Annotated in this window: 17 protein-coding genes; 7 read left to right on the top strand and 10 right to left on the bottom strand. The window is 72.8% G+C overall.

Annotation, left to right across the window (positions count from 1 at the left end; translation table 11 throughout):
• Window positions 1-2: 2 nt before the first annotated feature.
• The 3 genes from ACWEO5_RS16735 to ACWEO5_RS16725 are packed head-to-tail and all read right to left on the bottom strand — an operon-like array spanning window position 3 to window position 6,384.
• On the bottom strand, window positions 3-1,487 hold the full coding sequence (locus tag ACWEO5_RS16735; protein ID WP_452163063.1) for a hypothetical protein: 1,485 nt from the start codon (window positions 1,485-1,487) through the stop codon (window positions 3-5).
• On the bottom strand, window positions 1,480-5,271 hold the full coding sequence (locus tag ACWEO5_RS16730; protein ID WP_452163062.1) for a bifunctional glycosyltransferase/CDP-glycerol:glycerophosphate glycerophosphotransferase: 3,792 nt from the start codon (window positions 5,269-5,271) through the stop codon (window positions 1,480-1,482). Before ACWEO5_RS16730 ends, ACWEO5_RS16735 begins: the two co-directional genes overlap by 8 nt.
• A gap of 21 nt (window positions 5,272-5,292) precedes the next feature.
• Complete coding sequence (locus ACWEO5_RS16725) at window positions 5,293-6,384, bottom strand: LCP family protein (protein ID WP_452163061.1); 1,092 nt, start codon at window positions 6,382-6,384, stop codon at window positions 5,293-5,295.
• 593 nt (window positions 6,385-6,977) lie between these two features.
• Between ACWEO5_RS16725 and ACWEO5_RS16720 the strand changes: the two genes are divergently transcribed.
• Both ACWEO5_RS16720 and aroA read left to right on the top strand, forming a co-directional pair.
• Window positions 6,978-8,594 carry an ABC-F family ATP-binding cassette domain-containing protein gene (locus ACWEO5_RS16720; RefSeq protein WP_452163060.1) on the top strand — a complete coding sequence of 539 codons (1,617 nt, stop codon included), beginning with the start codon at window positions 6,978-6,980 and terminating at the stop codon, window positions 8,592-8,594.
• A gap of 131 nt (window positions 8,595-8,725) precedes the next feature.
• Window positions 8,726-9,958: a 3-phosphoshikimate 1-carboxyvinyltransferase gene (gene aroA, locus ACWEO5_RS16715; protein WP_452163059.1), complete on the top strand. Its 1,233-nt coding sequence runs from the start codon at window positions 8,726-8,728 to the stop codon at window positions 9,956-9,958.
• Between the two features lie 31 nt (window positions 9,959-9,989).
• Here aroA and ACWEO5_RS16710 read toward each other — a convergent pair whose 3' ends face one another.
• The 3 genes from ACWEO5_RS16710 to ACWEO5_RS16700 are packed head-to-tail and all read right to left on the bottom strand — an operon-like array spanning window position 9,990 to window position 13,154.
• Entirely contained in the window at window positions 9,990-10,841 is an 852-nt protein-coding gene (locus ACWEO5_RS16710; protein WP_452163082.1) for a carbohydrate ABC transporter permease, read from the bottom strand.
• Window positions 10,841-11,818 (bottom strand): carbohydrate ABC transporter permease, encoded by a 978-nt coding sequence (locus ACWEO5_RS16705; protein WP_452163058.1) that lies wholly within the window; start codon window positions 11,816-11,818, stop codon window positions 10,841-10,843. Before ACWEO5_RS16705 ends, ACWEO5_RS16710 begins: the two co-directional genes overlap by 1 nt.
• A 37-nt stretch (window positions 11,819-11,855) precedes the next feature.
• Window positions 11,856-13,154: an extracellular solute-binding protein gene (locus tag ACWEO5_RS16700; protein WP_452163081.1), complete on the bottom strand. Its 1,299-nt coding sequence runs from the start codon at window positions 13,152-13,154 to the stop codon at window positions 11,856-11,858.
• A 202-nt stretch (window positions 13,155-13,356) separates the two neighbouring features.
• Here ACWEO5_RS16700 and ACWEO5_RS16695 point away from each other — a divergent pair, with 202 nt between their 5' ends.
• Window positions 13,357-14,169: an IclR family transcriptional regulator gene (locus ACWEO5_RS16695; protein ID WP_452163057.1), complete on the top strand. Its 813-nt coding sequence runs from the start codon at window positions 13,357-13,359 to the stop codon at window positions 14,167-14,169.
• A 64-nt stretch (window positions 14,170-14,233) separates the two neighbouring features.
• On the opposite strand, the gene ACWEO5_RS16690 is transcribed toward ACWEO5_RS16695, so the two are convergent.
• From ACWEO5_RS16690 to ACWEO5_RS16680, 3 genes are all read right to left on the bottom strand, one after another.
• On the bottom strand, window positions 14,234-14,884 hold the full coding sequence (locus tag ACWEO5_RS16690) for a Pr6Pr family membrane protein (protein WP_452163056.1): 651 nt from the start codon (window positions 14,882-14,884) through the stop codon (window positions 14,234-14,236).
• Window positions 14,885-15,008: 124 nt separating this feature from the next.
• On the bottom strand, window positions 15,009-15,272 hold the full coding sequence (locus tag ACWEO5_RS16685) for a DUF1876 domain-containing protein (RefSeq protein ID WP_452163055.1): 264 nt from the start codon (window positions 15,270-15,272) through the stop codon (window positions 15,009-15,011).
• Window positions 15,273-15,439: 167 nt separating this feature from the next.
• On the bottom strand, window positions 15,440-16,156 hold the full coding sequence (locus ACWEO5_RS16680; RefSeq protein WP_452163054.1) for a GNAT family N-acetyltransferase: 717 nt from the start codon (window positions 16,154-16,156) through the stop codon (window positions 15,440-15,442).
• 191 nt (window positions 16,157-16,347) lie between these two features.
• On the opposite strand from ACWEO5_RS16680, the gene ACWEO5_RS16675 reads away from it, so the two are divergent.
• The 4 genes from ACWEO5_RS16675 to ACWEO5_RS16660 all read left to right on the top strand — a co-directional run bounded on the left by ACWEO5_RS16675 (window position 16,348) and on the right by ACWEO5_RS16660 (window position 22,231).
• Window positions 16,348-17,535 carry a CaiB/BaiF CoA transferase family protein gene (locus ACWEO5_RS16675; protein ID WP_452163053.1) on the top strand — a complete coding sequence of 396 codons (1,188 nt, stop codon included), beginning with the start codon at window positions 16,348-16,350 and terminating at the stop codon, window positions 17,533-17,535.
• A gap of 12 nt (window positions 17,536-17,547) precedes the next feature.
• On the top strand, window positions 17,548-18,690 hold the full coding sequence (locus tag ACWEO5_RS16670) for an acyl-CoA dehydrogenase family protein (protein WP_452163052.1): 1,143 nt from the start codon (window positions 17,548-17,550) through the stop codon (window positions 18,688-18,690).
• A 116-nt stretch (window positions 18,691-18,806) separates the two neighbouring features.
• Entirely contained in the window at window positions 18,807-20,027 is a 1,221-nt protein-coding gene (locus ACWEO5_RS16665) for an acetyl-CoA C-acetyltransferase (RefSeq protein WP_344550717.1), read from the top strand.
• A 41-nt stretch (window positions 20,028-20,068) separates the two neighbouring features.
• Window positions 20,069-22,231, top strand: coding sequence for a 3-hydroxyacyl-CoA dehydrogenase NAD-binding domain-containing protein (locus ACWEO5_RS16660; RefSeq protein ID WP_452163051.1), 2,163 nt, complete (start codon window positions 20,069-20,071; stop codon window positions 22,229-22,231).
• Here the strand turns inward: ACWEO5_RS16660 and ACWEO5_RS16655 are convergent.
• On the bottom strand, window positions 22,228-23,247 hold the full coding sequence (locus ACWEO5_RS16655; RefSeq protein WP_344550715.1) for an ROK family protein: 1,020 nt from the start codon (window positions 23,245-23,247) through the stop codon (window positions 22,228-22,230). The genes ACWEO5_RS16660 and ACWEO5_RS16655 overlap by 4 nt on opposite strands.
• Window positions 23,248-23,259: the final 12 nt, after the last annotated feature.

Below are 23,259 nucleotides of genomic sequence, written 5' to 3'. Positions count from 1 at the left end.
CGTCAGCCGCTGTAGCGCTGGCGGAGCACGGGGTTGGTGGCGAGCGCGCCCGCCACCACGAAGGTGACCCTGCCCGGCGGCGAGACCCGGCCGTCGGCGTCGGCCGCCCGGACCTCGACGGTGTGCCCGCCGCCGCGCCACTCCCAGGCGGGCTGCCAGCTCCACCGGCCGTCCTCGACGGGGGCGGTGCCCAGCACCCGCTCCCCGATGGCGAGTTCGACCCGCGCGGCGCCGTCCGCGCGGCCGGTCAGCCGGACGGCGGGGCCGGCCACGTAGCTCTCGTCGACGGGGTCGGTGACCACCGGCGCGGGCAGCGCCGGCGCCGCGGCGGGGGCGGGGGCGTACTGGACGCGGGGGGCCTGCGGGTCGATGGTGAACACCACGTCGGAGCGCTCGCTCTGGACGTTGCTGGCGTCGGCGGCGAACAGGCGCAGCAGGTGCCGCCCCGCGCTGAAGGTCCGGTTTGCCTGCCAGGACCAGCTGCCGTCGGCGGCGACCGGGGCCGAGGCGACGTACTTGCCGTTCTCCCAGATGCTGATCCGCACGCCGCCCGGCGCGAAGCCGGTGACGGCCACGCCGTCCGGCGGGAGCACCGCCTCCGCCGGGGGAGAGGTGATCACCGGGCGGGGGAAGTCGTCGCCCTTGACCTGCGAGGTGTCCTTGAGGAACTGGTCGATCGCGGTGAGGTCGGGCTGCGCGGCCTCACCGCCGTTGGCGATCAGGCCGATCTGCGGCACCACGCCGTCCACCAGCAGGTTGAGGATGCCCATGATGGTGGGCAGGTTCCGCAGCGTCACCTTGCCGTGGCCGGTGATCAGCACCGAGTCGTTGTAGATGAAGTTGAAGTTCGAGTAGCCCTGGAAGAGCTGGACGAACGGTTGCACCTGCCGCACGTACTGCTCGTCCTGCGGGGAGGTGATCAGGTAGATGTTGGCGTTCCGGTGCGGGCTGTCCATCACCAGGTCCGGCAGGACGGCGTCGAGGACGGCGACGTTCTGCTCGGTCACCTCGCCCATCATCAGCCGGGCCGCGCTGGGGATGCCGTCCAGCACGTAGGAGCCGATGTGGAACTGGGGCACGCTGGCGATGATGTTGGCGTAGCCGTACTTGAGGCCGTAGAACAGCGCCGCGCTGCCGCCCTTGGAGCTGCCGAAGACGGTGACGTCCTGCGGCGTCAGGTGCAGCGACCGCATCACCCGGTCGATCAGCGCCGCGATGGACCGCTCCAGCGAGAAGTCCATCCGCTTGCACAGGTAGTAGGTGTTGGCGCCCTCGAAGAAGTCGCGGATCCACAGGATGTTGCCGCGCACCTTGTCCAGGACGCCGTTGCCCCAGCCGTACTCGTCCGGTGCGGTGAAGTTGGCGAACACCACGACCAGGTGCCGGTTGCCGTTGCGGGCGTGCGAGAAGCGGTACTCGATCGGGACGGCGCCCGTGGTGTCCACACCGGTGAAGATGCGGCGGGTGTGCTTGGCCTGGTCAGCCATGGGCCGATTCCAATCGTCTGCGCAGTTCTGCCTGGAGGTCGCGCGGCGGCTCCTCCGCCGTCGTCGCGACCCCGTCGAGGTCGCGGAAGGAACGGGAGCCCGGCCGGGGGCTGCCGAGCGGGAGCGCCGACAGGTCCTGCGGGGGCGCCTCCAGGTCGCCGCCCGCGACCAGGATCCGGTCCGCCAGGCGGACCGAGGCGTACCCGTCGTCCAGGTCGCAGAAGGCGTCCTGGAAGCGCCGGTAGCGCTCGGCGTAGCGCTCCTCGATCCGGTCCACGTCCCGGATCGAGGAGATCAGCTCCTCGGAGTCGAAGACCAGCGGCCCGGGGGCGCTGCTCTGGAAGTCGAAGTAGAAGCCGCGCAGGGTGTCGCGGTAGTGCTCCAGGTCGTAGGTGAAGAACAGGATCGGCCGGCCGGTGTTGACGTAGTCGAACATCAGCGAGGAGTAGTCGGTGACCATCACGTCGGTGATCAGCGACAGGTCGGCCATGTCCGGGTAGTCGGAGACGTCGAAGACGAAGCCGTCGCCGGCGCCCGGCACCGGGTCCACCACGTTGGGGTGGCGGCGGACCAGCAGCACGTGGTCCTCGCCGAGCCGCGCCCGGGCGTCGTCGAGGTCGATCCGGAAGTCGAACTTGTACCGGCCGGGCGCGTAGTACTGGTCGTCGCGCCAGGTCGGCGCGTACAGCACGACCCGCTTGCCGTCGGGGATGCCGATCCGGCGGCGGATCCCGGTGGCGAGCCGCTCGGTGCCCGGGCGGCGCAGCACGTCGTTGCGGGGGTAGCCGGACTCGACCATCTCGCCGGGGAAGCCGAAGGCGCGGCGCAGGATCGGGGTGGAGAACGAGTTCGGGGAGACCAGCAGGTCCCAGTTCTCCACCTCGACGGCGAGGCGCTCCAGGTACCGCTTGTCGGCGAAGTGGACGGCCTCGATGTCGTGGCCGATCTTCTTCAGCGGGGTGCCGTGCCAGGTCTGCACGACGACCTGGCCGGGCCGCTTGCGGAACCAGTCGGGCAGGTGGTTGTTGGCCACCACGTAGCGGCTGGTGGCGAGCGCCTCGTACCACTCGGGCGACCACATCCGCACCGCGCGGGCGGTGTCGGGGACGTCCACCTGGTCGTCCTTGACCACCCACAGGTGCTCCAGCGCGACGCCGCGGCGCACCAGTTCCTCGTGGACGGCGCGCGGGCTGTCGGAGTACTGGGTGCCCTTGAAGGCGTCGAACAGCACGGTCGGCCGGACGGGCTGCTGGCGGGCGGCGGGGTACGCCTTGGTGCGCAGCAGCTTCTGCCGGTAGGGGCCGCGGGCGTGGTCGGGCATCGCGGAGTGGACCAGCAGGGACAGCCGGTCGTACGCCTCGGCCTGGAGCTCGTAGTCGCGGCCGCCGGCCGTCGCGGACTGCGGGAGCCGGGGGATGGCCTCCTGGTCCAGCTTGAGCATCAGGTCGGGCAGCAGGTCGGCGGGCGCGGTGCGGGACGGGTCCTGGCGGCGCAGGAAGAGGTCCCAGCGGCCGGCGGCGAGCGGGACGGTGCCGGCCAGGGTGCGGATCCGGGCGGGGACGAAGCGGGCCCGGAAGTGCTCGCCGGCCAGCTCGACCGGGACGGCGCGCTCGATGCCCTGGGCGCGCGAGCGCAGCACCAGGTGGAGCCGCCGGCGCTCCGCGACGGGCAGCAGCTGCAGGCCGGGGTAGCGGCCGACGACCTCCAGGGTGCCGTCCTCCTCCCAGCCGAAGCGGGTCGCCAGCGGGAGGGCGGCGCGCTCGAACAGGACGAGGTAGCCGGCGCCGTTGCGGTGCACCACGAGCTCCCGGTCGCGCTCCGGGGTCTGCAGCTCGTCGGGGAGGCGGTGGTGGCCGTCGGGGGTGTCCTCGGCCATCACGGGGTACATCGTCATCTTGCGCCCGGCGACGTGGAAGGTGGTCTTCCAGCCGTTGGCGCCGAGGTCCCAGGACTCCGGGACGCCCCCCTCGCCGTCGCCGCCGCCGTGGCCGCGGTGCGAGGGCACCAGGGAGCGCAGCGGGACGCGGACGGTGAAGGTGCACCAGCCCTCGCCGCCGGGGGTGAAGTGGACGGGGGCCTGGGCGCGGCCCGCGCCGCCGAGGCTGACCAGCCGCAGCTGGCCGCCGGTGGGGACGGTCGGGCCCAGGTGGACGCCGCGCAGTTCGAGCCGGTCGCCGACCAGGCGGTGCCCGGTGATCCGGCAGCGGACCACCTCGACGCGGAGCTTGAGCCGGTTCTGGACGAACAGCGGCAGCACCCGGGTGTTCTTGTCGACGTACCGGTAGGGCGGGTTGGCGGCGCTGCCGGCGCTGCCGCGGTCCAGGCCGCGGTAGCGGAACAGGCCGCGGCTGAGCACTCCGGCGGCGACGTCCCAGGTGCCCTCGACCCACTGGCCCTTCTGCTTGAGCCGGGTGGTGTCGAAGCTCGCGCTGAACCCGGACCAGTCGTAGCAGTAGCGGTTCTGGTTGGAGTGCTCGGTGGCCTGCGGCGCGTAGACGGTGCGGGCGGGCACCAGCAGCATCCGGCCCTGCTTCTTGTTGCGCAGGGCCAGCGCCTTGATCGACATGTGCCGCTTGTGGACGTTCAGGAAGCGGATGTAGGCGTTGCCGGAGAACTCCAACCGGTCGCCGTCCCACCGGACCCCGCCGATCGAGCCGTGCAGCGAGAGCTCCTTGCCGAGCCGGTACGCCTTGCGGCCGATGCCGGTCCCGCGGTCGCCGAGGTGCGGGTACTTCAGGTACCGGTGGAAGCGGCGCTGGACCGGCATCGGCCCGCCCCGGCGCTCGAACTCGACGACGTCCAGCAGCGCCTGGAGCTTGCGGCGGCGCACCAGCAGCCACTTCACACGGGCCTCGGCGGGCAGTTCCTCGATCAGGTCCTCGCCGGCCTCGTCCAGGAACTCGTTGGCCCAGGTGATGAAGGAGGTCCGGTACTCCTCGTCGCCGTCCGGGAGCGCCTTCAGATGGAGCATCAGGTCGGAGGCGAGGCAGGCCAGGTCGTACTTGCGCTTGGACTCGGCGAAGGTCCTGGAGCGGTGCCGGCCGAGGAAGCGGCTGACGGTGAGGACGGCGTTGACCCGGTCGCGCAGGTTGTCGACCTCGTGGTGCCGCTGGGTGATGGAGGGGGCGGCGTTGCCCTCGCGGCGGCGCCAGTAGTAGACGACGTCGGTGATGGTGTCGACCTTGGACGCCCGGAAGTGGGCGAACATGTTGACCCAGGAGTCCTCGTAGAGGACGCCCTCGGGGAACTCGATGAAGTAGTAGTCCCAGAAGCGGCGCCGGAACAGTTTGTTCCACACCGTACGGTCGTAGATCAGTTTGTCGTACTTCGTGATGTGGGTGCCCCGCCGGTTGGCGGCCATCGGGGCCTTGTGCAGCGGGGACTGCCACTTCTTCGTGGAGGTCATCATCTGCACGTTGCCGGAGACGAAGTCCGAACCGGACTCCTCCAGGGTGCGCAGCAGCGTCTCGTACGCCTGCTCGGGCACCACGTCGTCGCCGTCGGCGAAGACCAGGAACTCGCCGTCCGGGTGCATCGCCCGCAGCCCGGTGTTGCGGGCGTGGCCCGGGCCGTGCGCGTCCTGCCGGATCAGCCGGAAACGCGGGTCGCGGGCGCACATCGCCCGGGCGATCCCGGTGGAACCGTCGGTCGAGCCGTCGTCCACCAGGATCACCTCGAAGTCGCGGAACGACTGCCGGGCGATGGACTCCAGGCACTCGGCGAGGTACGCCTCGACGTCCTGGAAGGGCACGACGACGCTCAGTCGCGGGCGGTAGGCATCCACGAACGCAATCCGTCTCTTCTGTCAGCCGGCGGTGGCGGCCGGAACTGGCTTGTCCTCGCGCAGCGCCTGCCAGAGCTGCTGGGCGCGGGTCTCGTCGGCGACCACCCGGTTGTGGTCGATCCGGTCGGCGACGACCGGGAGCATCACGGTCCTCATCCGCTCCGGCTGGAGGCCCTTCATGCTCTGCGCGAAGTCGAGCAGGCCGGTGAGCGACCCCAGCGAGGTGTCGGTGGTGAGCGCCTTGGTGGCCGCGTTCGCCACGCCGTACGCCTTGGTCGGGCTGGAGAGGGTGCCCTTGCGCTGGAGCTGGGACAGCACCGAGAGCAGGAACTTCTGCTGCAGGCCGATCCGGCCGAGGTCGCTGCCGTCGCCGATGCCGTGCCGGGTGCGGACGAAGGCGAGCGACTGGGTGCCGTCCAGCACGTGGGTGCCGGCGGGCAGGTGCAGGCCGCTGTACTTGTCGTCGATCGCGACGTCGGTGGTGATCTCCACCCCGCCCATCGCGTCCACCAGCTCCTTGAAGCCGGCGAAGTCGACCTCGACGTAGTGGTTCATCCGCAGGCCGGTCATGGTCTCGACGGTCTTCACCACGCAGGCCGGACCCGCCGTGGTGTAGATCGAGTTGAACATCACCCGGGGCGCGGCGGCCACCTGCTTGCCGGCGGCCGTGGTGCAGGCCGGACGGGCGACCATGGTGTCCCGGGGGATGCTCACCACGGTGGCGTTGGCACGGCCCTCGGGGATGTGCACCACCATCGCCGTGTCGGAGCGCGCGGTGCCGCCGACGTCGCCGCCCGCCAGCTCGCCGTTGTCGCCGCTGCGGGAGTCCGAGCCGAGCACCAGGATGTCCTGCGCGCCGGTCGGCAGCACGGCCGGGCGGTCCTCGCCCAGCGTCTTGTCGATGTCGACGGTGGTGAGGTTGCTCTCCAGGTGCCGGTACAGCCAGAACCCGGTGCCGGCGGCGGCCAGGACGAGGGCGAGCACCACGCCGCCACTGATCAGGAGGATCCGCCGGCCCTTGCGGCGGGGCTTGGCCTTCCGGCCGGGTGCGGTTCCCGGATCGGGTTCCGGTGCGGATTCCGGTGCGGCCGACATCTCGTCAGTCTGCGCCATGGGTCGAGCGTCCTCCCACTTCACGGGCAACGGTGCGTACCCGGAGGGGGACATGCTCTCACGCGATATTCATCAGACGTTTACTTTTTTGATCACAGCAATATACCGAAGCCGTACGTGTCCGGACGACTTCTCTCCGTGATCGAGCCATTGGACCAGCGGGGGGGGGAGTGCATTTCCGGCGCCGCCGCCGTCCGTCCGCCCGACCCCCGCCGGGCGGCCCGCGGGCGAGGGCGGGCGGCGGGCCCCGCGAGGGCGGGCGGCGGGCCCCGCGAGGACGGGACCTAATTCCGTTGCGGGGCGCGCGGGGGGCTGCGTAACCTCGGAGACGTTACAGCCCCGCACGTCTGGAGAAGGCCGTTGCTCGTCTGAGGTCATGAGACACCGCGCCACGCCGCACACCCGTGTCCCTTCCGGGTCGGTCGGCGTGCGGGCGCGAGTGCGACCTCGGCAGGGCAGCCGCCACGGCTCCCGTGCGGACTCTCCCGTCTCCTCTCCGCAGGAGGCGGCCCCGCGACGGCCCTCCGCACTCCCGCGCCCCCGGTGTCTCCCGCGTTGCTCCCCCTTTCCGCGGCAACCTCCAGGAGGCCCTCATGGCGCAACCCACCACCTCGATCCTCTGCACCGACCTCGGCTTCGAGTGGCCCGACGGCCGCCCCGTGCTGAGCGGTTTCCACCTCGCCGTCGGCCCCGGCCGCACCGGTCTGGTCGGCCTCAACGGCGCGGGCAAGTCCACGCTGCTGCGGCTGATCGCCGGCGAACTCACCCCGGCCGCCGGCACCGTCCGGGTCGCGGGCGAACTCGCCTACCTCCCGCAGGACCTGACGGTCGCCGCCGGACAGCGGGTGGACGAGACGCTCGGCATCCGCGCCCGGCGCGAGGCCCTGCACGCCATCGAGTCGGGAGACGCGGACGAACGCCACTTCACCGCGATCGGCGACGACTGGGACGTCGAGGAGCGCGCCCGCGCCACCCTCGACCGCCTCGGCCTCGCCGAACTCGACCTCGACCGCACCACCGGCGAACTCTCCGGCGGCCAGGCCGTCCTGCTGCACCTCGCCGCCCTGCTGCTGCGCCGCCCCGACGTCCTGCTGCTCGACGAGCCCACCAACAACCTGGACGTCCGGGCCAGGGCCCGGCTGTACGACGCGGTGGCCGCCTTCCCCGGCGTGCTGCTGCTGGTCAGCCACGACCGCGAACTACTGGAGCGGGTCGACCAGATCGCCGACCTGCGGGACGGCGGGGTCACCTGGTACGGCGGCAACTTCAGCGCCTACCAGGAGGCCCTGGAGGCCGAGCAGGAGGCCGCCGAACGCGTCGTCCGCAACGCCGAGGCCGACGTCAAGCGCCAGAAACGGGACTTGGTCGAGGCCACCCAGCGGCTCGCCAAGTCCGCCGCCTACGGCAAGCAGCGCTCGGTGCGCCGCAACGACCCCAAGGCGCTGGCCGACAAGCTCCAGGGCAAGGGCGAGGAGACCGCAGGCCGCCTGCGCGGCATGCACACCGAACGCCTCGACGAGGCCAAGGAACGGCTGGCCACCGCCGAGGAGGCCGTCCGCGACGACGCCGAGATCCGGATCGACCTGCCCCGCACCGCCGTCCCCGCCGGGCGCACCGTCCTCACCCTGGAGGGCGTCCGCCTGGCCCACGGCGGCCGCGGCCGGATCGACCTGGAACTGCGCGGCCCCGAGCGGATCGCCCTCACCGGCCGCAACGGCTCCGGCAAGAGCACGCTGCTGCGCACCATCGCCGGCGACCTCGCCCCCGCCGAGGGCATGGTCACCACCCCCGTCCAACTGCGCCACCTCCCGCAGCAGTTGGACGTGCTGGACGAGCGGGAGACGGTCTTCCGGAACGTCAAGGCACACGCCCCCGGCGCCACCGACAACGAGATCCGGGCCCGACTGGCCCGCTTCCTGTTCCGCGGCGCCCGCGCCGACCAGCCGGCCGGCACCCTCTCCGGCGGCGAACGCTTCCGGGCCACGCTGGCCGCCCTGCTGCTCGCCGACCCGCCCCCGCAGCTCCTGCTGCTCGACGAACCCACCAACAACCTCGACCTCGCCAGCGTCCGCCAACTCACCCAGGCCCTGGCCGGCTACCGCGGCACCCTGATCGTCGCCAGCCACGACCTCCCCTTCCTCCGCGAGATCGGCATCACCCGCTGGCTGGACTGGGACGGAGGCGAACTGCACCCGACCGACCCGCGCTGACCGCACCGACCTCCCCTCCCGGCCCCGCCGTCCCGTTCCGGTGTCCGCACAGTGGGACGAGTCGGCCCGGGGCGGGGGCGGGAGGGCAGGATCGGGGGGTTCTGTCGTCGTTCCCCGCTGGAGTGTGCGCCGTGGCGCTGGTCGAGATCCCCGGTTCGAAGTCGGTGACGGCGCGCGCGCTGTTCCTGGCCGCGGCGGCGGACGGGGTGACGACGCTGGTGCGGCCGCTGGTGTCGGACGACACCGAGGGTTTCGCCGAGGGGCTGGGCGCGCTCGGCTACCGGGTGGAGCGCACGGAGCGGGAGTGGCGGATCACCGGGCGCCCGCAGGGCCCCGGGGCGGACGGGGCGTCGGTGTTCTGCCGGGACGGCGCCACCACCGCGCGTTTCCTGCCGACGCTGGCCGCCGCCGGGCACGGCACCTTCCACTTCGACGCGTCCGAGCAGATGCGCCGCCGCCCGCTCGGCCCGCTCACCACCGCGCTGCGCGACCTCGGCGTCGAGCTGGAGCACCACGGCGCCGAGGGCCACCACCCGCTGAGCATCCGCGCGGCGGGCGTCGAGGGCGGCGAGGTGACGCTCGACGCCGGGCTGTCCTCGCAGTACCTGACGGCACTGCTGCTGCTCGGCCCGCTCACCCGCACCGGCCTGCGGATCGACGTCACCGACCTGGTCTCCGCCCCGTACGTCGAGATCACCCTCGCCATGATGCGCGGCTTCGGCGTCGAGGTGACCCGCGAGGGCAACGTGTTCGACGTCCCGCCCGGCGGCTACACCGCCGCCCGGTACCCGGTCGAGCCGGACGCCTCCACCGCCTCGTACTTCTTCGCCGCCGCCGCGCTGACCGGCCGCGAGGTGACCGTCCCCGGGCTGGGCCGCGGCGCGCTGCAGGGCGACCTGAGGTTCGTCGAGGTGCTGGAGCGGCTCGGCGCGAAGGTCGAGATCGGCGCCGACGCCACCACCGTCACCGGCGGCACGCTCACCGGCGGCACCGTCAACATGCGCGACATCTCCGACACCATGCCGACGCTGGCCGCCATCGCCCCGTTCGCCTCCGGCCCGATCCGGATCGAGGACGTCTACAACACCCGGATCAAGGAGTGCGACCGGCTCGACGCCTGCGCGGAGAACCTGCGCCGCCAGGGCGTCGACGTCGCCACCGGCCGGGACTGGATCGAGATCCGCCCCGGCACCCCGAAGCCGGTCGAGATCGAGACCCGCGGCGACCACCGGATCGTGATGTCCTTCGCCGTCGCCGGGCTGCGCACCCCGGGCACGACCTTCGACGACCCGGGCTGCGTGCGCAAGACCTTCCCCGGCTTCCACGACGCGTTCGCCGCCTGGGCGGCCCAGCCGGAGGGCTGAGACCGCCAGGCGGCGAAGGGGGAGGGCGGCGTCAGTCCTTCACCGCACCGCCCAGGCCCGACACCATGTGCCGCTGGACCAGCACGAAGAAGACCAGCACCGGCACCGTCATCAGGGTCGAGGCGGCCATGATGCCGCCCCAGTCGTTCTCGTCCGGCTTGAAGAACACCATCAGCGCGGCCGGCAGCGTCTGGTGGTCGGTGTCCAGGATCAGGGTCTTGGCGAACACGAAGTCGTTCCACGCCGTGATGAAGGAGAACACGCTGGTCGCCGCCAGGCCGGGGGCGACCAGCGGGAACAGGATCCGCCACAGGATGGTGAACCGGCTCGCCCCGTCGATCCGGGCCGCCTCCTCCAGCGACTCCGGCACCGCGGCGACGAAGCCGCGCAGCATCCACACCGCGAACGGCAGCGAGAACGCCAGGTTCACCAGCATCAGCGAGCCCAGCGAGGACAGGCCGAAGCCCGGCGCGACCGATCCGATGTCCCGGACCAGGAAGAACAGCGGGATGGTCAGCGCCTCCACCGGCACCATCTGCGCCACCAGGAACATGATCAGGATGGTGGTCCTGAACCTGAACTTGAACCGGGACAGCGCCACCGCCGCCAGGAAGGCGATCGCGGCCGACACCACCACCACGACCACGGCCACGGCCAGGCTGTTCAGGAAGTACCGGCCGAACCCGGACACCCCCAGGGCGCCCCGGAAGTTCTCCAGCGTCGGCGCGAACGTCCACGGCCGCGGGTGCGCCGAGGTGATCTCGCCCTTCGGCTTCAGCGCCGACAGCACCATCCAGTACAGCGGGAACACCGTCAGCAGGGCCAGCACCACGGCGGCGGTGTTCGCCCCCTGCCGCAGCACCCGGTTGTCGCGCTTGCTGATCACAGTTCCTCCCCGGAGCGGCGCAGGCTGCGGATGTAGACGGCGGTGACGCCCAGCAGGATCAGCGTCATCAGGACGCCGATCGCGGCGCCCAGGCTGTAGTTCTCGGCGACGAACGCCTTCTGGTAGGCGTAGACGTTGAGGACCAGGTTCTGGCCGGCGATGCCGCCGCCCCCGGTCATCACGTAGATCTGGGTGAAGACCTTGAAGTCCCAGATGATCGACTGGATCACCACGATCACCAGCAGCGGCCGCAGCATCGGCAGCATGATCTTCCGGAAGATCGTGACCGTCCCGGCGCCGTCCAGCCGGGCGGCCTCGACGACGGAGTCCGGGATCGCCTGGATGCCCGCGTACAGGGTGATCATCACGAACGGGAAGCTGTGCCAGACCACGACCACGGCGACCATCGCGAACGCCGACCACTTGTCGTACATCCAGTTGTGGCCCTGGGTGCCGAGGACCTCGTTGACCAGGCCGGAGTTGGTGTCCAGCAGGAACATCCACACCGTGGAGCCGGTCATCGCGGGCGCCGCCCAGGCGCCCAGCGCGCCGAACATCAGCATCAGCCGCGGCCACTTGCCGACCCGGGTGAGCAGCACCGCGCAGGTCGCGCCGACCGCCAGGGTGGCCAGCACGCAGAACGCGGCGAACGCCAGGGTCTGGCCGAGCACCGTCCAGAACTGCTCGTCGCCCAGCACGTCGGTGTAGTTCGACAGGCCGACGAACTCGGTCGGCACTCCGCCCGACGCCTGCGGCTGCCCGAACTTCAGCACCGACAGCAGGCCCAGCTGGTACAGCGGGTAGCCGAACAGCGGGATCAGCACCAGGGCGGCCGGCAGCAGCAGCCACAGCGGGACGGGGATCCGGGCGAGCGGCCCGGTGCGGCGGCGGCCCTTCGCGGGGGCGCCGCCCGCCGGGCGGACCGGGGTGGAGTCCCCGTGGTCCGCCCGGGCGGTGACGGTCGTGGCAGGCATCGACAACTTCCGCTTCTTCTTCGCTACGGACCGACGGCTACTTGCCGCTGAACGAGGTGTTCATCGCGGCCGCGGCCTCCTTGGTGGCACCGGCCACGTCGGACTTGCCGGTGATGACCTTCTGCAGCATCGTCGGCACCACGTTCTGGGCGTCGATCTTGGCCCAGGCGGCGTCCTTCGGGACGAACTTGGTGCCGGCCTCGATGGTGTCCGTGAACGGCTTCAGCCACGGCTGCTTCTGCACCACCTCGGCGCGCGCCGAGGACAGCGTCGGCAGGTTGCCCATCGCGTCGAACAGCGCCAGCTGGTTCTTCTCGGAGGCCAGCTCCTTCATGAAGTCGACCGCCAGGCTGCGGTGCTGGGTCGACTTCATCACGCCCAGGTCGTTGCCGCCGGAGAACGCCGGGGCGATCTTCCCGGCCTCGGCGCCCGGCAGCGGCACGATCGCGTACTTGCCGGCCGCCGCGCCCGCCTCCACCGCGCTGCGCGAGGAGTTCGGCAGGATCGCCATGCCGGCCTTGCCCGCCGCGAACGCCTCCACGGTCTTGCCGCCGGTCAGGTCGGCGCACTGCTGCGCCGGGCAGATCGCGTCCGTGAACAGGTCGGTGTACGCCTTCACGCCCGCCTGCGACTGCGCCGAGTCGATCGCCGAGGTGTACGCCGAGCCGCTCGCCGTCGCCAGGTCGCCGCCGTTGGCCCACACGAACGGCAGCGCGCCGAAGGTGTACTTGCCGCCGACCGCGATGCCCAGCAGGTCGCCGTGCGCGGCCCGGACCTTCTCCGCCGCCGACTTCAGCTCGGCGTAGCTGGTCGGCGCCTGCAGGCCCAGCTCGGTGAACACGTCGGTGCGGTAGTACAGCGCGCGCACGCCCAGCCACCACGGCAGGCCGTACGTCTTGCCGTCGACCACCGCGGTGTCCTTCAGGTCCTGCGGCAGGTCCTTGCCCTCCTCCCAGCCGGCCAGGTCGGAGGTGATGTCGGCCAGGCCGCCCGAGGCGGTGTAGCCGAACAGGTCGGTGTTGCCGAACTCCACCACGTCCGGGGCCGAGGACGGGTCGTTGAACGCGCCCTTCATCTTCTCGGCGCGCGGACCGGCGTCGGTCGGGATGTACGAGACCTCGACCTCGACGCCCGCGTGCTTGGCCTTGAAGTCGGCGACGGCCTGCGCCACCACCTGCTCCTTGGGCGCCCGGTTCGCCTCGTCGTACAGCCACACCTTCACGGTGCCGGTCTGCTTGTCCGCGGACGTCGCGGTCTTCGCGGTGCCCGGCGCACAGGCCGTGGCCACGGTGCCGGCCAGCACGGCAAGGGCGGCACCACGGGCCAGCTTCTTCATGCTCAACGTCATCTCCTCGCCGCAGCGGGACGCACCTGCGCACCCCGGGACGAACCGGGACATGCAGTGGGGGATCGGTGTGAGCGGGACGTTAGAAACTCGCCGGGCACGGCGACAAGAGCAGACCGCGAAAGTTCTGCACTGCAAAACGATGTGCTGCGGAACTGGCACCGGGGCCCTCCCCGCCGTAGCGTCACACCCCATGACCAGCACCGCCGCCGAGAGCCGACCCGCCGAGGGCCGGCCGGAACGCAACCAGTCCGCGTCGCTGCGCCGCGCCCTCGCGGTGCTCGAACACGTCCGGGACCACGCGGCGGCCGGCACCGACCTCAGCCTCACCGCGCTCGCCGACGGCCTGGAGATGTCCAAGTCCACCGTGCTGCGGCTGGCCGCCCCGCTGGTCGACGCCCAGCTCCTCGCCCGCGACCGCGACACCGGCCACTTCCGGCTCGGCCCCGGCGCCCTCCAGCTCGGCCAGGCCTACCTCGCCACCCTCGACCTGCGCACCGCCGCCTCCGAGGAGGCCCACCAGCTGATGCGCGAGGTCGGCGGCACCGTCCACCTGTGCGTCCCCGACACCCCGTACGTGGTCTACGTCGACAAGGTCGAGAACGAGACCGCCGTCCGGATGGCCTCCCGGATCGGCAGCCGCGCCCCCATGTACTGCACCGCCGTCGGCAAGGCCATGCTCGCCTGGATGCCCGAGGAGGCCCTCGCCGCCGTCGTCGCCGCCGGCCTGCCCGCGATCACCACCCGCACCCTCACCTCCGCCGCCGCCCTGCGCACCGACCTCACCCGGATCCGCACCCGCGGCTACGCCGTCGACGACCGCGAGAACGAACCCGAGGTCCGCTGCATCGCCGCCCCCGTCTTCGACCACAACAACACCGTCATCGGCGCCATCTCCACCTCCGCCCTCACCTCCCGCATCACCGCCGCCCGCGCCCGCGAACTCGGCCCCGTGGTCGCCGCCACCGCCGCCCGCGTCTCCAGGCGGATGGGCTCCACCCGCTGACGGCACCGCCCCGCCCACCGGCGGGTGGACGGGGCGGGAAGCGGGCGGGACGGCGGGCGGGCCGTCAGACCCCGGCGGGCTTCGGGGCCGGGGTGCGGCGGAGCCTGGTGCCGAGGCGGTCCAGGCCGATGACCAGGGCGCCCAGGACGGCGAACTCGGCGACGAGTTCGACCATCTGGAGGCCGACCCAGGCGTAGCCCTTCTCGGTGGGGTCGAGGAAGAAGTAGGGGTAGCGGACCGGGAAGTGCGGGAGCAGGACGGCGCGGGCCTCGGTCAGCAGGGCGTAGCCGAGGGGGTAGGAGAGCCACAGCGGCAGGTCGCGCCAGCGGGAGGCGTTGCGGGGGGAGAACAGCAGCCACTCGCCGAGGACCAGGACCGGGGTGGTGTAGTGCAGGAAGAAGCTGGACCAGTGCTGGACCACGTCGCCTGAGGTCAGACCGGGGAGCGGGTTCTCGCCGTGGTTGAGCAGGACGTGCGCGACGATGCCGGTGATGGTGATGTACAGGACGGCGGCGCCGCGCAGCCGGGGCGCGGGGGCGTCGGCGGTGTCGCGCCTGGCCGTCCAGTAGATCGCGGCCAGGAAGTAGCCGAGCACGATCACGTTGCTCTGGATGGTGAAGTACACCAGCGAGCTGTTGCTGAGGAAGATCCCCAGGAACGCGGACAGGACGATGGCGCTGCGCCACCAGGTGGCGGGTCGGGTCCAGACGGTCATGCGGTCACCGGACGTTCGTTTCGGCGGTGCCCCCCGTGGGCACGACAGGTCGCCGCACTCTACCCGCCGGTTCGACGGTCGGAAAAGATCACCGGTCGGGGGTGGTGCGCGCCCGCCCGCGGGCTCAGAAGGACAGCTGCGCGGGGGTGTGGGTGTGGCCCTCGATGCCGGTCGCGGCGCGCCCGATCAGCTGCCGGGCGAGGTCGTTGCAGGCGCGGGCGGCGGCGAGTTCCTCGCCGATCGCGGTGTCGGCCTCGTCGTCCGGGTTGCGCCGGGCCGTCCCGGTGCCGCGGGCGCCGGGGGCGCTGAAGCCGCTGAGCGCGGCGGTGCAGGTGGTGCGGGAGTCGTCCTCGTCGAAGTTCAGGTCGACGAGCCAGTGGTTCTGCATGGCGGTTCACCTTCCGGGCGCGCACCGGCGCGCGGGCGGCCGGTGCGCCTCGCTCCCCCCGGCCTCGCGTTCCCCTCCAGCCTCCGCCGCGGCCCGCCGGGCGTCAACGCGCGGCGGGCGGGCACCCGGTGCGGCGGCGGTCAGGGGGGGTGCGGCCGGGGCGGCGGTCAGGGGGTGCGGAAGCCGCGGAAGACCACGTCGGCGCGGCGGACGAAGCCGAGCCGCTCGTAGAGGGCGCGCGCACCGGTGTTGGCGGCGGCGACGTGCAGGAACGGCCGTTCGCCGCGGGCGGTGATCCGGGCGGCGAGTTCGCCGACCAGGTGGGCGGCCAGGCCGCGGCCGCGGGCCTCGGGGGCGGTGCAGACGGCGGAGACCTCGGTGAAGCCGGGCGGGCGCAGCCGTTCGCCGGCCATCGCGAGCAGCGCGCCGTCCGGGTCGCGGGGGTCGCGGACGCCCAGGTAGGTGCCGAGTTCGCGGGTGCGCGGCCGGAACGGGCCGGGGCGGGTGCGCTCCACCAGGGCCAGCATCTCGGGCACGTCGGCGGCGCCGAGTTCGACCACCCGCAGTCCGCCGGGCAGTGCCGGGCGGACGGGTTCCCGCTGCACCAACTGGTGCCCGTCCAGCACGAATTCGGTCTTCCAGTGGGCGGGCGGCAGCGCCGGGCAGCTGAACAGGTCGGCGAACTCCCCGGCCCCGAGCAGCCCGGTCAGGTCGTCCCAGGCCCCGGGCCCGGGCGCGGTGCCGACGCTGCTGAAGCTCGCCACCTCCGGGTCGTAGCGCACCGCCTGCCCGTGCCGCCGGGCCAGGTGCGCGTGGGCGCCGCCCAGCGAGGCGCCGACGGGGTCGTCCAGTACGGCGGTGTCGAGGCTGTCGATGCTGTCCATGTCCGCGGGGCCCTCCCGGTCGATCGGTCCACCCCCATGATCGGGCACGCGTGATCGGGCACGCGCGGCGCGCCGTCCGCGGGTCGCCGCCGTGTCGCGCGCACTGCCGCCGGGCTCTTGTTACCGGCGAGTCACGTCCCTATCATCGCCACTGTGACAGCTTCACTGTCAAACCTGGGAGGCGGTCGCCGATGACCTCCGCAACACCCCCCGCCGGCCCCCTCGCCGGGGTCCGGGTGCTGGAGCTCGCGGGCATCGGGCCCGGCCCGTTCGCCGCGATGCTGCTCGCCGACCTCGGGGCGGACGTGGTGCGGGTGGACCGGCCCGGCGGGCAGGGCCTCGGGCCCGACCCGGCGCGCGACCTGACCAACCGCAACAAGCGCTCCGTCCTGGTCGACCTGAAGACGGACGCGGGCGCCGCCGCCGTCCGCGACCTGGCCGCCCGCGCCGACCTGCTGATCGAGGGCTGGCGCCCCGGCGTCGCCGAACGCCTCGGCGTCGGCCCGGACGCCTGCCTGGCCCGCAACCCGGCGCTGGTGTACGGCCGGATGACCGGCTGGGGCCAGGACGGGCCGCTCGCCGAACGCGCCGGGCACGACGTCACCTACCTGGCGACCTCCGGCCTGCTCGGCCTGATCGGTCCGCCCGACGGGCCCCCGGCGATCCCCGCCAACCTGCTCGGCGACTACGCGGGCGGCTCGCTCTACCTGGTGGTCGGCCTGCTCGCCGCCCTGCACCACGCCCGCGCCACCGGCACCGGCCAGGTGGTGGACGCCGCGATCGTGGACGGCGCCGCGCACCTGACCACCATGCTGTGGGGCCTGCTGGACGCCGGGCTCTGGCAGGAGCGGCGCGGCAGCAACCTGCTGGACGGCGGCGCCCCCTGGTACGGCACCTACCGCACCTCGGACGGCCGCTGGATGGCCGTCGGCCCGCTGGAGCCGCGCTTCTACGCCGAGTTCGCCCGCCTGCTGGAACTCGGCCCGGACGCCCCCGACCAGTACGACCCGGCGCGCTGGCCCGAACTGCGGCAGACCCTGGCGGCCCGCTTCGCCACCCGCACCCAGGCCGAGTGGACCGCCCTGTTCGAGGGCCACGACGCCTGCGTGGCACCGGTCCTGACCCTCCGTCAGGCCGCCGAGCACCCGCACCTGGCCGCCCGCGGCAGCTACCCCGAGCACGGCGGCACCCGCCAGCCCGCCCCCGCCCCGCGCTTCTCCGCCACCCCCGGCGCGCTGCGCACCCCGCCCGCCCGGCCCGGCGCGCACACCGCCGAGGTGGCCCGCGACTGGGCCGTCCCCCTCCCGGAGTCACCGGCCCCGAACCCCCCTGCCCCGAACTCCCCCGCCCCGAACTCCCCTGCCCCGCCCGCCTCCTGAAGGGACCAGCCCGTGCAGCGCGAGCTCTACACCGAGGAGCACGAGGACTTCCGCACCACCGTCCGGGCCTTCCTCGCCAAGGAGGTCACCCCGCACCACGCCCGCTGGGAGCGGCAGGGCGTCGTCGACCGCTCCGCCTGGCTGGCCGCCGGCCGGGCCGGGCTGCTCGGCCTGGCCGTGGACGAGCGGTACGGCGGCGGGGGCAGCCCCGACTTCCGGTTCGCCGCCGTGCTGGCCGAGGAGTTCGTCCGGGCCGGGGCCGGCGGCCTGGCCGTCGGCCTGCACAACGACGTCATCGGCCCGTACCTGACCGGCCTGGGCACCGAGGAGCAGAAGCGGCGCTGGCTGCCCGGCTTCTGCTCCGGCGAGCTGATCACCGCGATCGCGATGACCGAACCGGAGACCGGCTCCGACCTGCAGGCGATCCGCACCACCGCGGTCGACGCGGGCGACCACTACCTGTTGAACGGCGCCAAGACCTTCATCTCCAACGGCATCCTGGCCGACCTGGTCGTGGTGGTCGCGAGGACCACCGCCGAGGGCGGCGCGCACGGCCTGAGCCTGCTGGTGGTCGAGCGCGGCACGCCGGGCTTCGAACGCGGCCGCAACCTCGACAAGATCGGCCAACACGCCCAGGACACCGCCGAGTTGTTCTTTCACGAGGTGCGCGTCCCGAAGGCCAACCTGCTGGGGGAGGAGCACCTGGGCTTCCAGTACCTGATGCGCAACCTGGCCCAGGAGCGGCTGGCCATCGCGGTGGCCGCGATCGCCGCCGCCGAGGCCGTCCTCGCGGAGACCGTCGAGTACGTCAAGCGGCGCACCGCGTTCGGCCGGCCGCTGGCCAAGCTGCAGCACGTCCGGTTCGAGATCGCCGAACTGGCCACCGAGTGCGCGGTCACCCGCACCTTCGTGGACCGCTGCGTGCTGGAGCACAACCGGTACGCGCTGACCCCGGTGGACGCCTCGATGGCCAAGTGGTGGGCCACCGAACTGCAGAAGCGCGCCGCCGACCGCTGCCTGCAACTGCACGGCGGCTCCGGCTACATGCGTGACAGCGCGGTCGCCCGGGCGTTCACCGACGGGCGTGTCCAGACCATCTACGGCGGCACCACCGAGATCATGAAGGAGATCGTCGGCCGCGCCCTCCTCGCCTGAAGTCCCGCCGAAGTCCCGCCGAAGCCCCGCCGAAGTCCGGCCGAACCCGGTCGCGCTCCCGCCGAACTCCCGCCGCAGTCCCGCCGCACCCTCCCTCCCGAAAGGCACCCGCACCCGTGACCACCGAAGCGTACGTCTACGACGCGATCCGCACCCCGCGCGGGCGCGGCAAGCAGAACGGCTCCCTGCACGGCACCAAGCCGATCGACCTGGTGGTCGGCCTGATCCACGAACTCCGGCGCCGCTTCCCGACCCTGGACCCGGCGGCGATCGACGACATCGTGCTCGGCGTGGTCAGCCCGATCGGCGACCAGGGCTCCGACATCGCCCGGGTCGCGGCGATCGCCGCCGGGCTGCCCGACACCGTCGCCGGCGTGCAGGAGAACCGCTTCTGCGCGTCCGGCCTGGAAGCCGTCAACCTGGCCGCGGCGAAGGTCCGTTCGGGCTGGGAGGACCTGATCCTGGCGGGCGGCGTCGAGTCGATGTCCCGGGTGAAGATGGGCTCCGACGGCGGCGCCTGGTTCGCCGACCCGATGACCGCCTACGAGACCGGCTTCGTCCCGCAGGGCATCGGCGCCGACCTGATCGCCACCATCGAGGGCCTGTCCCGCACCGACGTGGACGCGTTCGCCGCCGAGTCGCAGGCCCGCGCCGCGAAGGCGCAGGCCGACGGGCTGTTCGACCGCTCGGTGGTGCCGGTGCGCGACCGCAACGGGCTGGTGGTGCTCGGCCGCGACGAGTTCATCCGTCCCGGCACCAGCGTCGAGTCGCTGGCCGGGCTGAAGCCGTCCTTCGCCGACATCGGCGAACTCGGCGGCTTCGACGCCGTCGCGCTGCAGAAGTACCACTGGGTGGAGGCCATCGACCACGTCCACCACGCGGGCAACTCCTCCGGCATCGTGGACGGCGCCGCGCTGGTCGCCATCGGGTCGAAGGAGATCGGCGAGCGCTACGGCCTCACCCCGCGGGCCCGGATCGTCTCCGCCGCGGTCTCCGGCTCCGAACCCACCATCATGCTCACCGGCCCGGCCCCCGCCACCCGCAAGGCGCTCGCCAAGGCCGGGCTGAGCGCCGCCGACATCGACCTGGTCGAGATCAACGAGGCGTTCGCCGCCGTCGCGCTGCGCTTCATGCGCGAACTCGGCTTCCGGCACGACCAGGTGAACGTCAACGGCGGCGCCATCGCGCTCGGCCACCCGCTCGGCGCGACCGGCGCGATGCTGATCGGCACCCTGATCGACGAGCTGGAACGCCGCGACCTGCGCTACGGCCTGGCCACCCTGTGCGTCGGCGGCGGCATGGGCATCGCCACCGTCGTCGAGCGCGTCAACGCCTGACCATCCGTCAACTCACGTAACCGACCAAGGACTTCAACGACATGACCGACGTGAGCAGCCCCATCCGCTGGGAGCAGGACCAGGACGGCGTGGTCACCCTCGTCCTCGACGACCCCGCCCAGTCCGCCAACACCATGAACGCCGCGTTCACCGACGCGCTCGAAGCCACCGTCGAACGGCTCTCCGCCACACCGGAGTTGACCGGCGTCATCATCACCTCGGCGAAGAAGACCTTCTTCGCCGGCGGCGACCTCAAACTGCTCTCCGCCGCCGGACCGGCCGACGCCGAGCGGGTGTTCACCGACTCGATGCGGATCAAGCGCGCGCTGCGCCGCCTGGAGACGCTCGGCAAGCCGGTGGTCGCCGCGATCAACGGCACCGCGCTCGGCGGCGGCCTGGAGATCGCCCTCGCCTGCCACCACCGGATCGCCCTGGACGCCCCCGGCAGCAGGATCGGCCTGCCCGAGGTCACCCTCGGCCTGCTGCCCGGCGGCGGCGGCGTGGTGCGCACCGTGCGGATGCTCGGCATCACCGACGCCCTGCTCAAGGTCCTCCTGCAGGGCCAGCAGTACCGTCCGGCGCAGGCCCTGGAACACGGCCTGGTGCACGAACTCGCCGCCACCGCCGAGGAGATGGACGCCAAGGCGCGCGCCTTCGTCGCCGCCCACCCGACCAGCCTGCAGCCCTGGGACGTCAAGGGCCACCGGATCCCCGGCGGCACGCCCAGCACCCCCGCGCTCGCCGCCAACCTGCCCGCCTTCCCCGCCAACCTGCGCAAGCAGCTGAACGGCGCGCCCTACCCGGCGCCGCGCAACATCATGGCCGCGGCGGTGGAGAGCAGCCAGGTCGACGTGGACACCGCGTTCGCCATCGAGGCCCGCTACTTCACCGAACTCGCCTGCGGGCCCACCTCGAAGAACATGATCAAGGCGTTCTTCTTCGACATGCAGGCCGTCAACTCCGGTGTCTCCCGGCCGAGTTCGGTGCCCACTCGGAAGGCCGCCAAGGTCGCGGTGCTGGGCGCGGGCATGATGGGCGCGGGCATCGCGTACTCCTGCGCCAAGGCGGGCCTCGACGTCCTGCTCAAGGACGTCACCGCCGAGGCCGCCGAACGCGGAAAGGCCTACAGCGCGGGCCTGTTGGACAAGCAGGTGGCGCGCGGCCGGATCACCGCCGAGGAGCGCGCCGCGTTCCTGGCCCGGATCACCCCCACCGCGGACGCCGCCGACCTGGCCGGCTGCGACACCGTCATCGAGGCGGTCTTCGAGAACCCCGAGCTCAAGCACAAGGTCTTCCAGGAGGTCCAGCACGTCGTCGCCCCCGACGCGCTGCTCTGCTCCAACACCTCCACCCTGCCGATCGGCCTGCTCGCCGAAGGCGTCGAGCGGCCCGCCGACTTCATCGGCCTGCACTTCTTCTCGCCCGTCGACAAGATGCCGCTGGTCGAGATCATCCGCGGCCCGGGCACCGGCGACGAGGCCCTCGCCCGGGCCTTCGACCTGGTCCGGCAGATCCGCAAGACCCCGATCGTGGTCAACGACTCCCGCGGCTTCTTCACCTCCCGGGTGATCGGCCAGTTCCTCAACGAGGGCGTCGCGATGATCGGCGAGGGCCTCGACCCGTCCTCCGTCGAGCAGGCCGCCGCCCAGGCCGGCTACCCCGCCAAGGTCCTCGCCCTGCTCGACGAACTCACCCTCACCCTGCCCCGCAAGATCCGCAACGAGGCCCGCCGCGCCGTCGAGGAGGCCGGCGGCAGCTGGACCGGCCACCCCGGCGAGGCCGTCCTGGACCGGATGCTCGACGAGTTCGACCGCCCCGGCCGCAGCGGCGGCGCCGGCTTCTACGAGTACGTCGACGGCCGCCGCACCCGGCTCTGGCCCGGCCTGCGCGAGCACTTCGCGCGCGAGGGCGCGGAGATCCCGTTCGAGGACATGAAGGAGCGGATGCTGTTCAGCGAGGCGCTCGACTCGATCCGCTGCCTCGACGAGGACGTCCTCACCTCGGTCGCCGACGCCAACATCGGCTCCATCCTCGGCATCGGCTTCCCCGCCTGGACCGGCGGCGTCCTCCAGTACGTCAACGGCTACCCCGGCGGCCCGGCCGGCTTCACCGCCCGGGCCCGCCAACTCGCCGCCGTCTACGGCGAACGCTTCACCCCGCCCGCCTCGCTGGTCGCCCTCGCCGAGAGCGGCGGCCGCTACTAGGCCCTGACGGCCGCGGCGTCGCGGGCGGCCAGCAGGCGACCGGCGCCGATCAGGCCGGAGTCGTCGTCCGCGACGCCGAGCACCACCATCCGGCGGATCTCCTCGGCGCTCAGGCCGAAGCAGCCCAAGCGCTCCAGCTCGGCGGTCAGCAGCTCGGCGTAGCGCGGCCCGACCGCGAGCGCGAAGCCGCCGATCAGCACGTAGCGGCGGATGCCGATCGAGGTGAACATCGCGGTGATCGCCGAGGCCAGCGCGGTGAACCCGCCGCGCAGCGCCTCGGTCGCGAAGCCGTCCCCGGCCCGGACGGCGGCCACCAGGGCGTGGTTGTCGAGCAGTTCGGGCTCGGGGGCGGCGGCCGCCAGGGCGGAGCGGGCGTAGCCGTCCGGGTCGGCCAGCGCGGCGCGGCGGGCGGCGGCCAGCGCGCCGCGCCCGGAGGCGATCGCGCCCAGGTGGCCGCGGCCGCCGCAGTCGCAGGGGGCCGCGTCCGGGGACGGGTCGACCGTCCAGTGGCCGATCTCGCCGCCGTGGCCCTCGCTGTCGAGCAGCACCTCGCCCGCCCGGAAGACCTTGTTGCCGATCCCGGAGCTCACCGTGATCAGGCAGAACGGCTGGTCGTCCGCGGGCTCCACGTACCGCCAGACCGCCGCCGTCAGGTCGTTGACCACGACGACCGGCAGGCCCAGCCGCTCCTCCAGCCGTTCCCGCACCGCCACCTGCGCGCCCGGACCGCCCCACACGGTCGGCGCGGCCAGCGCCCGGCCGTCCGCGGTGACCGGCCCGGCGAAGGCGACGGCGACGGCGCTGCTGCCGTGCCGCTCGACCGCCTCGGCGGCGAACGCGGCGACCTGCTCCAGCACCCGGGTCTGCAGCTCGTCCACCGGCAGCTCCGGGTGCCCGGCTATCCCGTCCGTCGGCACCCGCCGGACGTCGGTGACGGCGTCCTCGCCCACCCCGTAGCGGGCGGTGCGCAGCGTGGTGCCGCCGAGGTCGATGACGGTGAATGCGGCGTCGGACAAGGGTCGCTCCCC

The organism is Kitasatospora sp. NPDC004272 (assembly GCF_053603035.1).
This window is presented reverse-complemented; position numbering and strand designations above follow the sequence as displayed.

What these genes read in the sequence shown, in the direction of transcription:
- ACWEO5_RS16735 (WP_452163063.1), bottom strand. Translation starts at nt 1,487, where the DNA reads ATGGCTGACCAGGCCAAGCACACCCGCCGCATCTTCACCGGTGTGGAC.
- ACWEO5_RS16725 (WP_452163061.1), bottom strand. Translation starts at nt 6,384, where the DNA reads ATGGCGCAGACTGACGAGATGTCGGCCGCACCGGAATCCGCACCGGAA.
- ACWEO5_RS16720 (WP_452163060.1), top strand. Translation starts at nt 6,978, where the DNA reads ATGGCGCAACCCACCACCTCGATCCTCTGCACCGACCTCGGCTTCGAG.
- ACWEO5_RS16705 (WP_452163058.1), bottom strand. Translation starts at nt 11,818, where the DNA reads ATGCCTGCCACGACCGTCACCGCCCGGGCGGACCACGGGGACTCCACC.
- ACWEO5_RS16700 (WP_452163081.1), bottom strand. Translation starts at nt 13,154, where the DNA reads ATGAAGAAGCTGGCCCGTGGTGCCGCCCTTGCCGTGCTGGCCGGCACC.
- ACWEO5_RS16695 (WP_452163057.1), top strand. Translation starts at nt 13,357, where the DNA reads ATGACCAGCACCGCCGCCGAGAGCCGACCCGCCGAGGGCCGGCCGGAA.
- ACWEO5_RS16690 (WP_452163056.1), bottom strand. Translation starts at nt 14,884, where the DNA reads ATGACCGTCTGGACCCGACCCGCCACCTGGTGGCGCAGCGCCATCGTC.
- ACWEO5_RS16685 (WP_452163055.1), bottom strand. Translation starts at nt 15,272, where the DNA reads ATGCAGAACCACTGGCTCGTCGACCTGAACTTCGACGAGGACGACTCC.
- ACWEO5_RS16680 (WP_452163054.1), bottom strand. Translation starts at nt 16,156, where the DNA reads ATGGACAGCATCGACAGCCTCGACACCGCCGTACTGGACGACCCCGTC.
- ACWEO5_RS16675 (WP_452163053.1), top strand. Translation starts at nt 16,348, where the DNA reads ATGACCTCCGCAACACCCCCCGCCGGCCCCCTCGCCGGGGTCCGGGTG.
- ACWEO5_RS16660 (WP_452163051.1), top strand. Translation starts at nt 20,069, where the DNA reads ATGACCGACGTGAGCAGCCCCATCCGCTGGGAGCAGGACCAGGACGGC.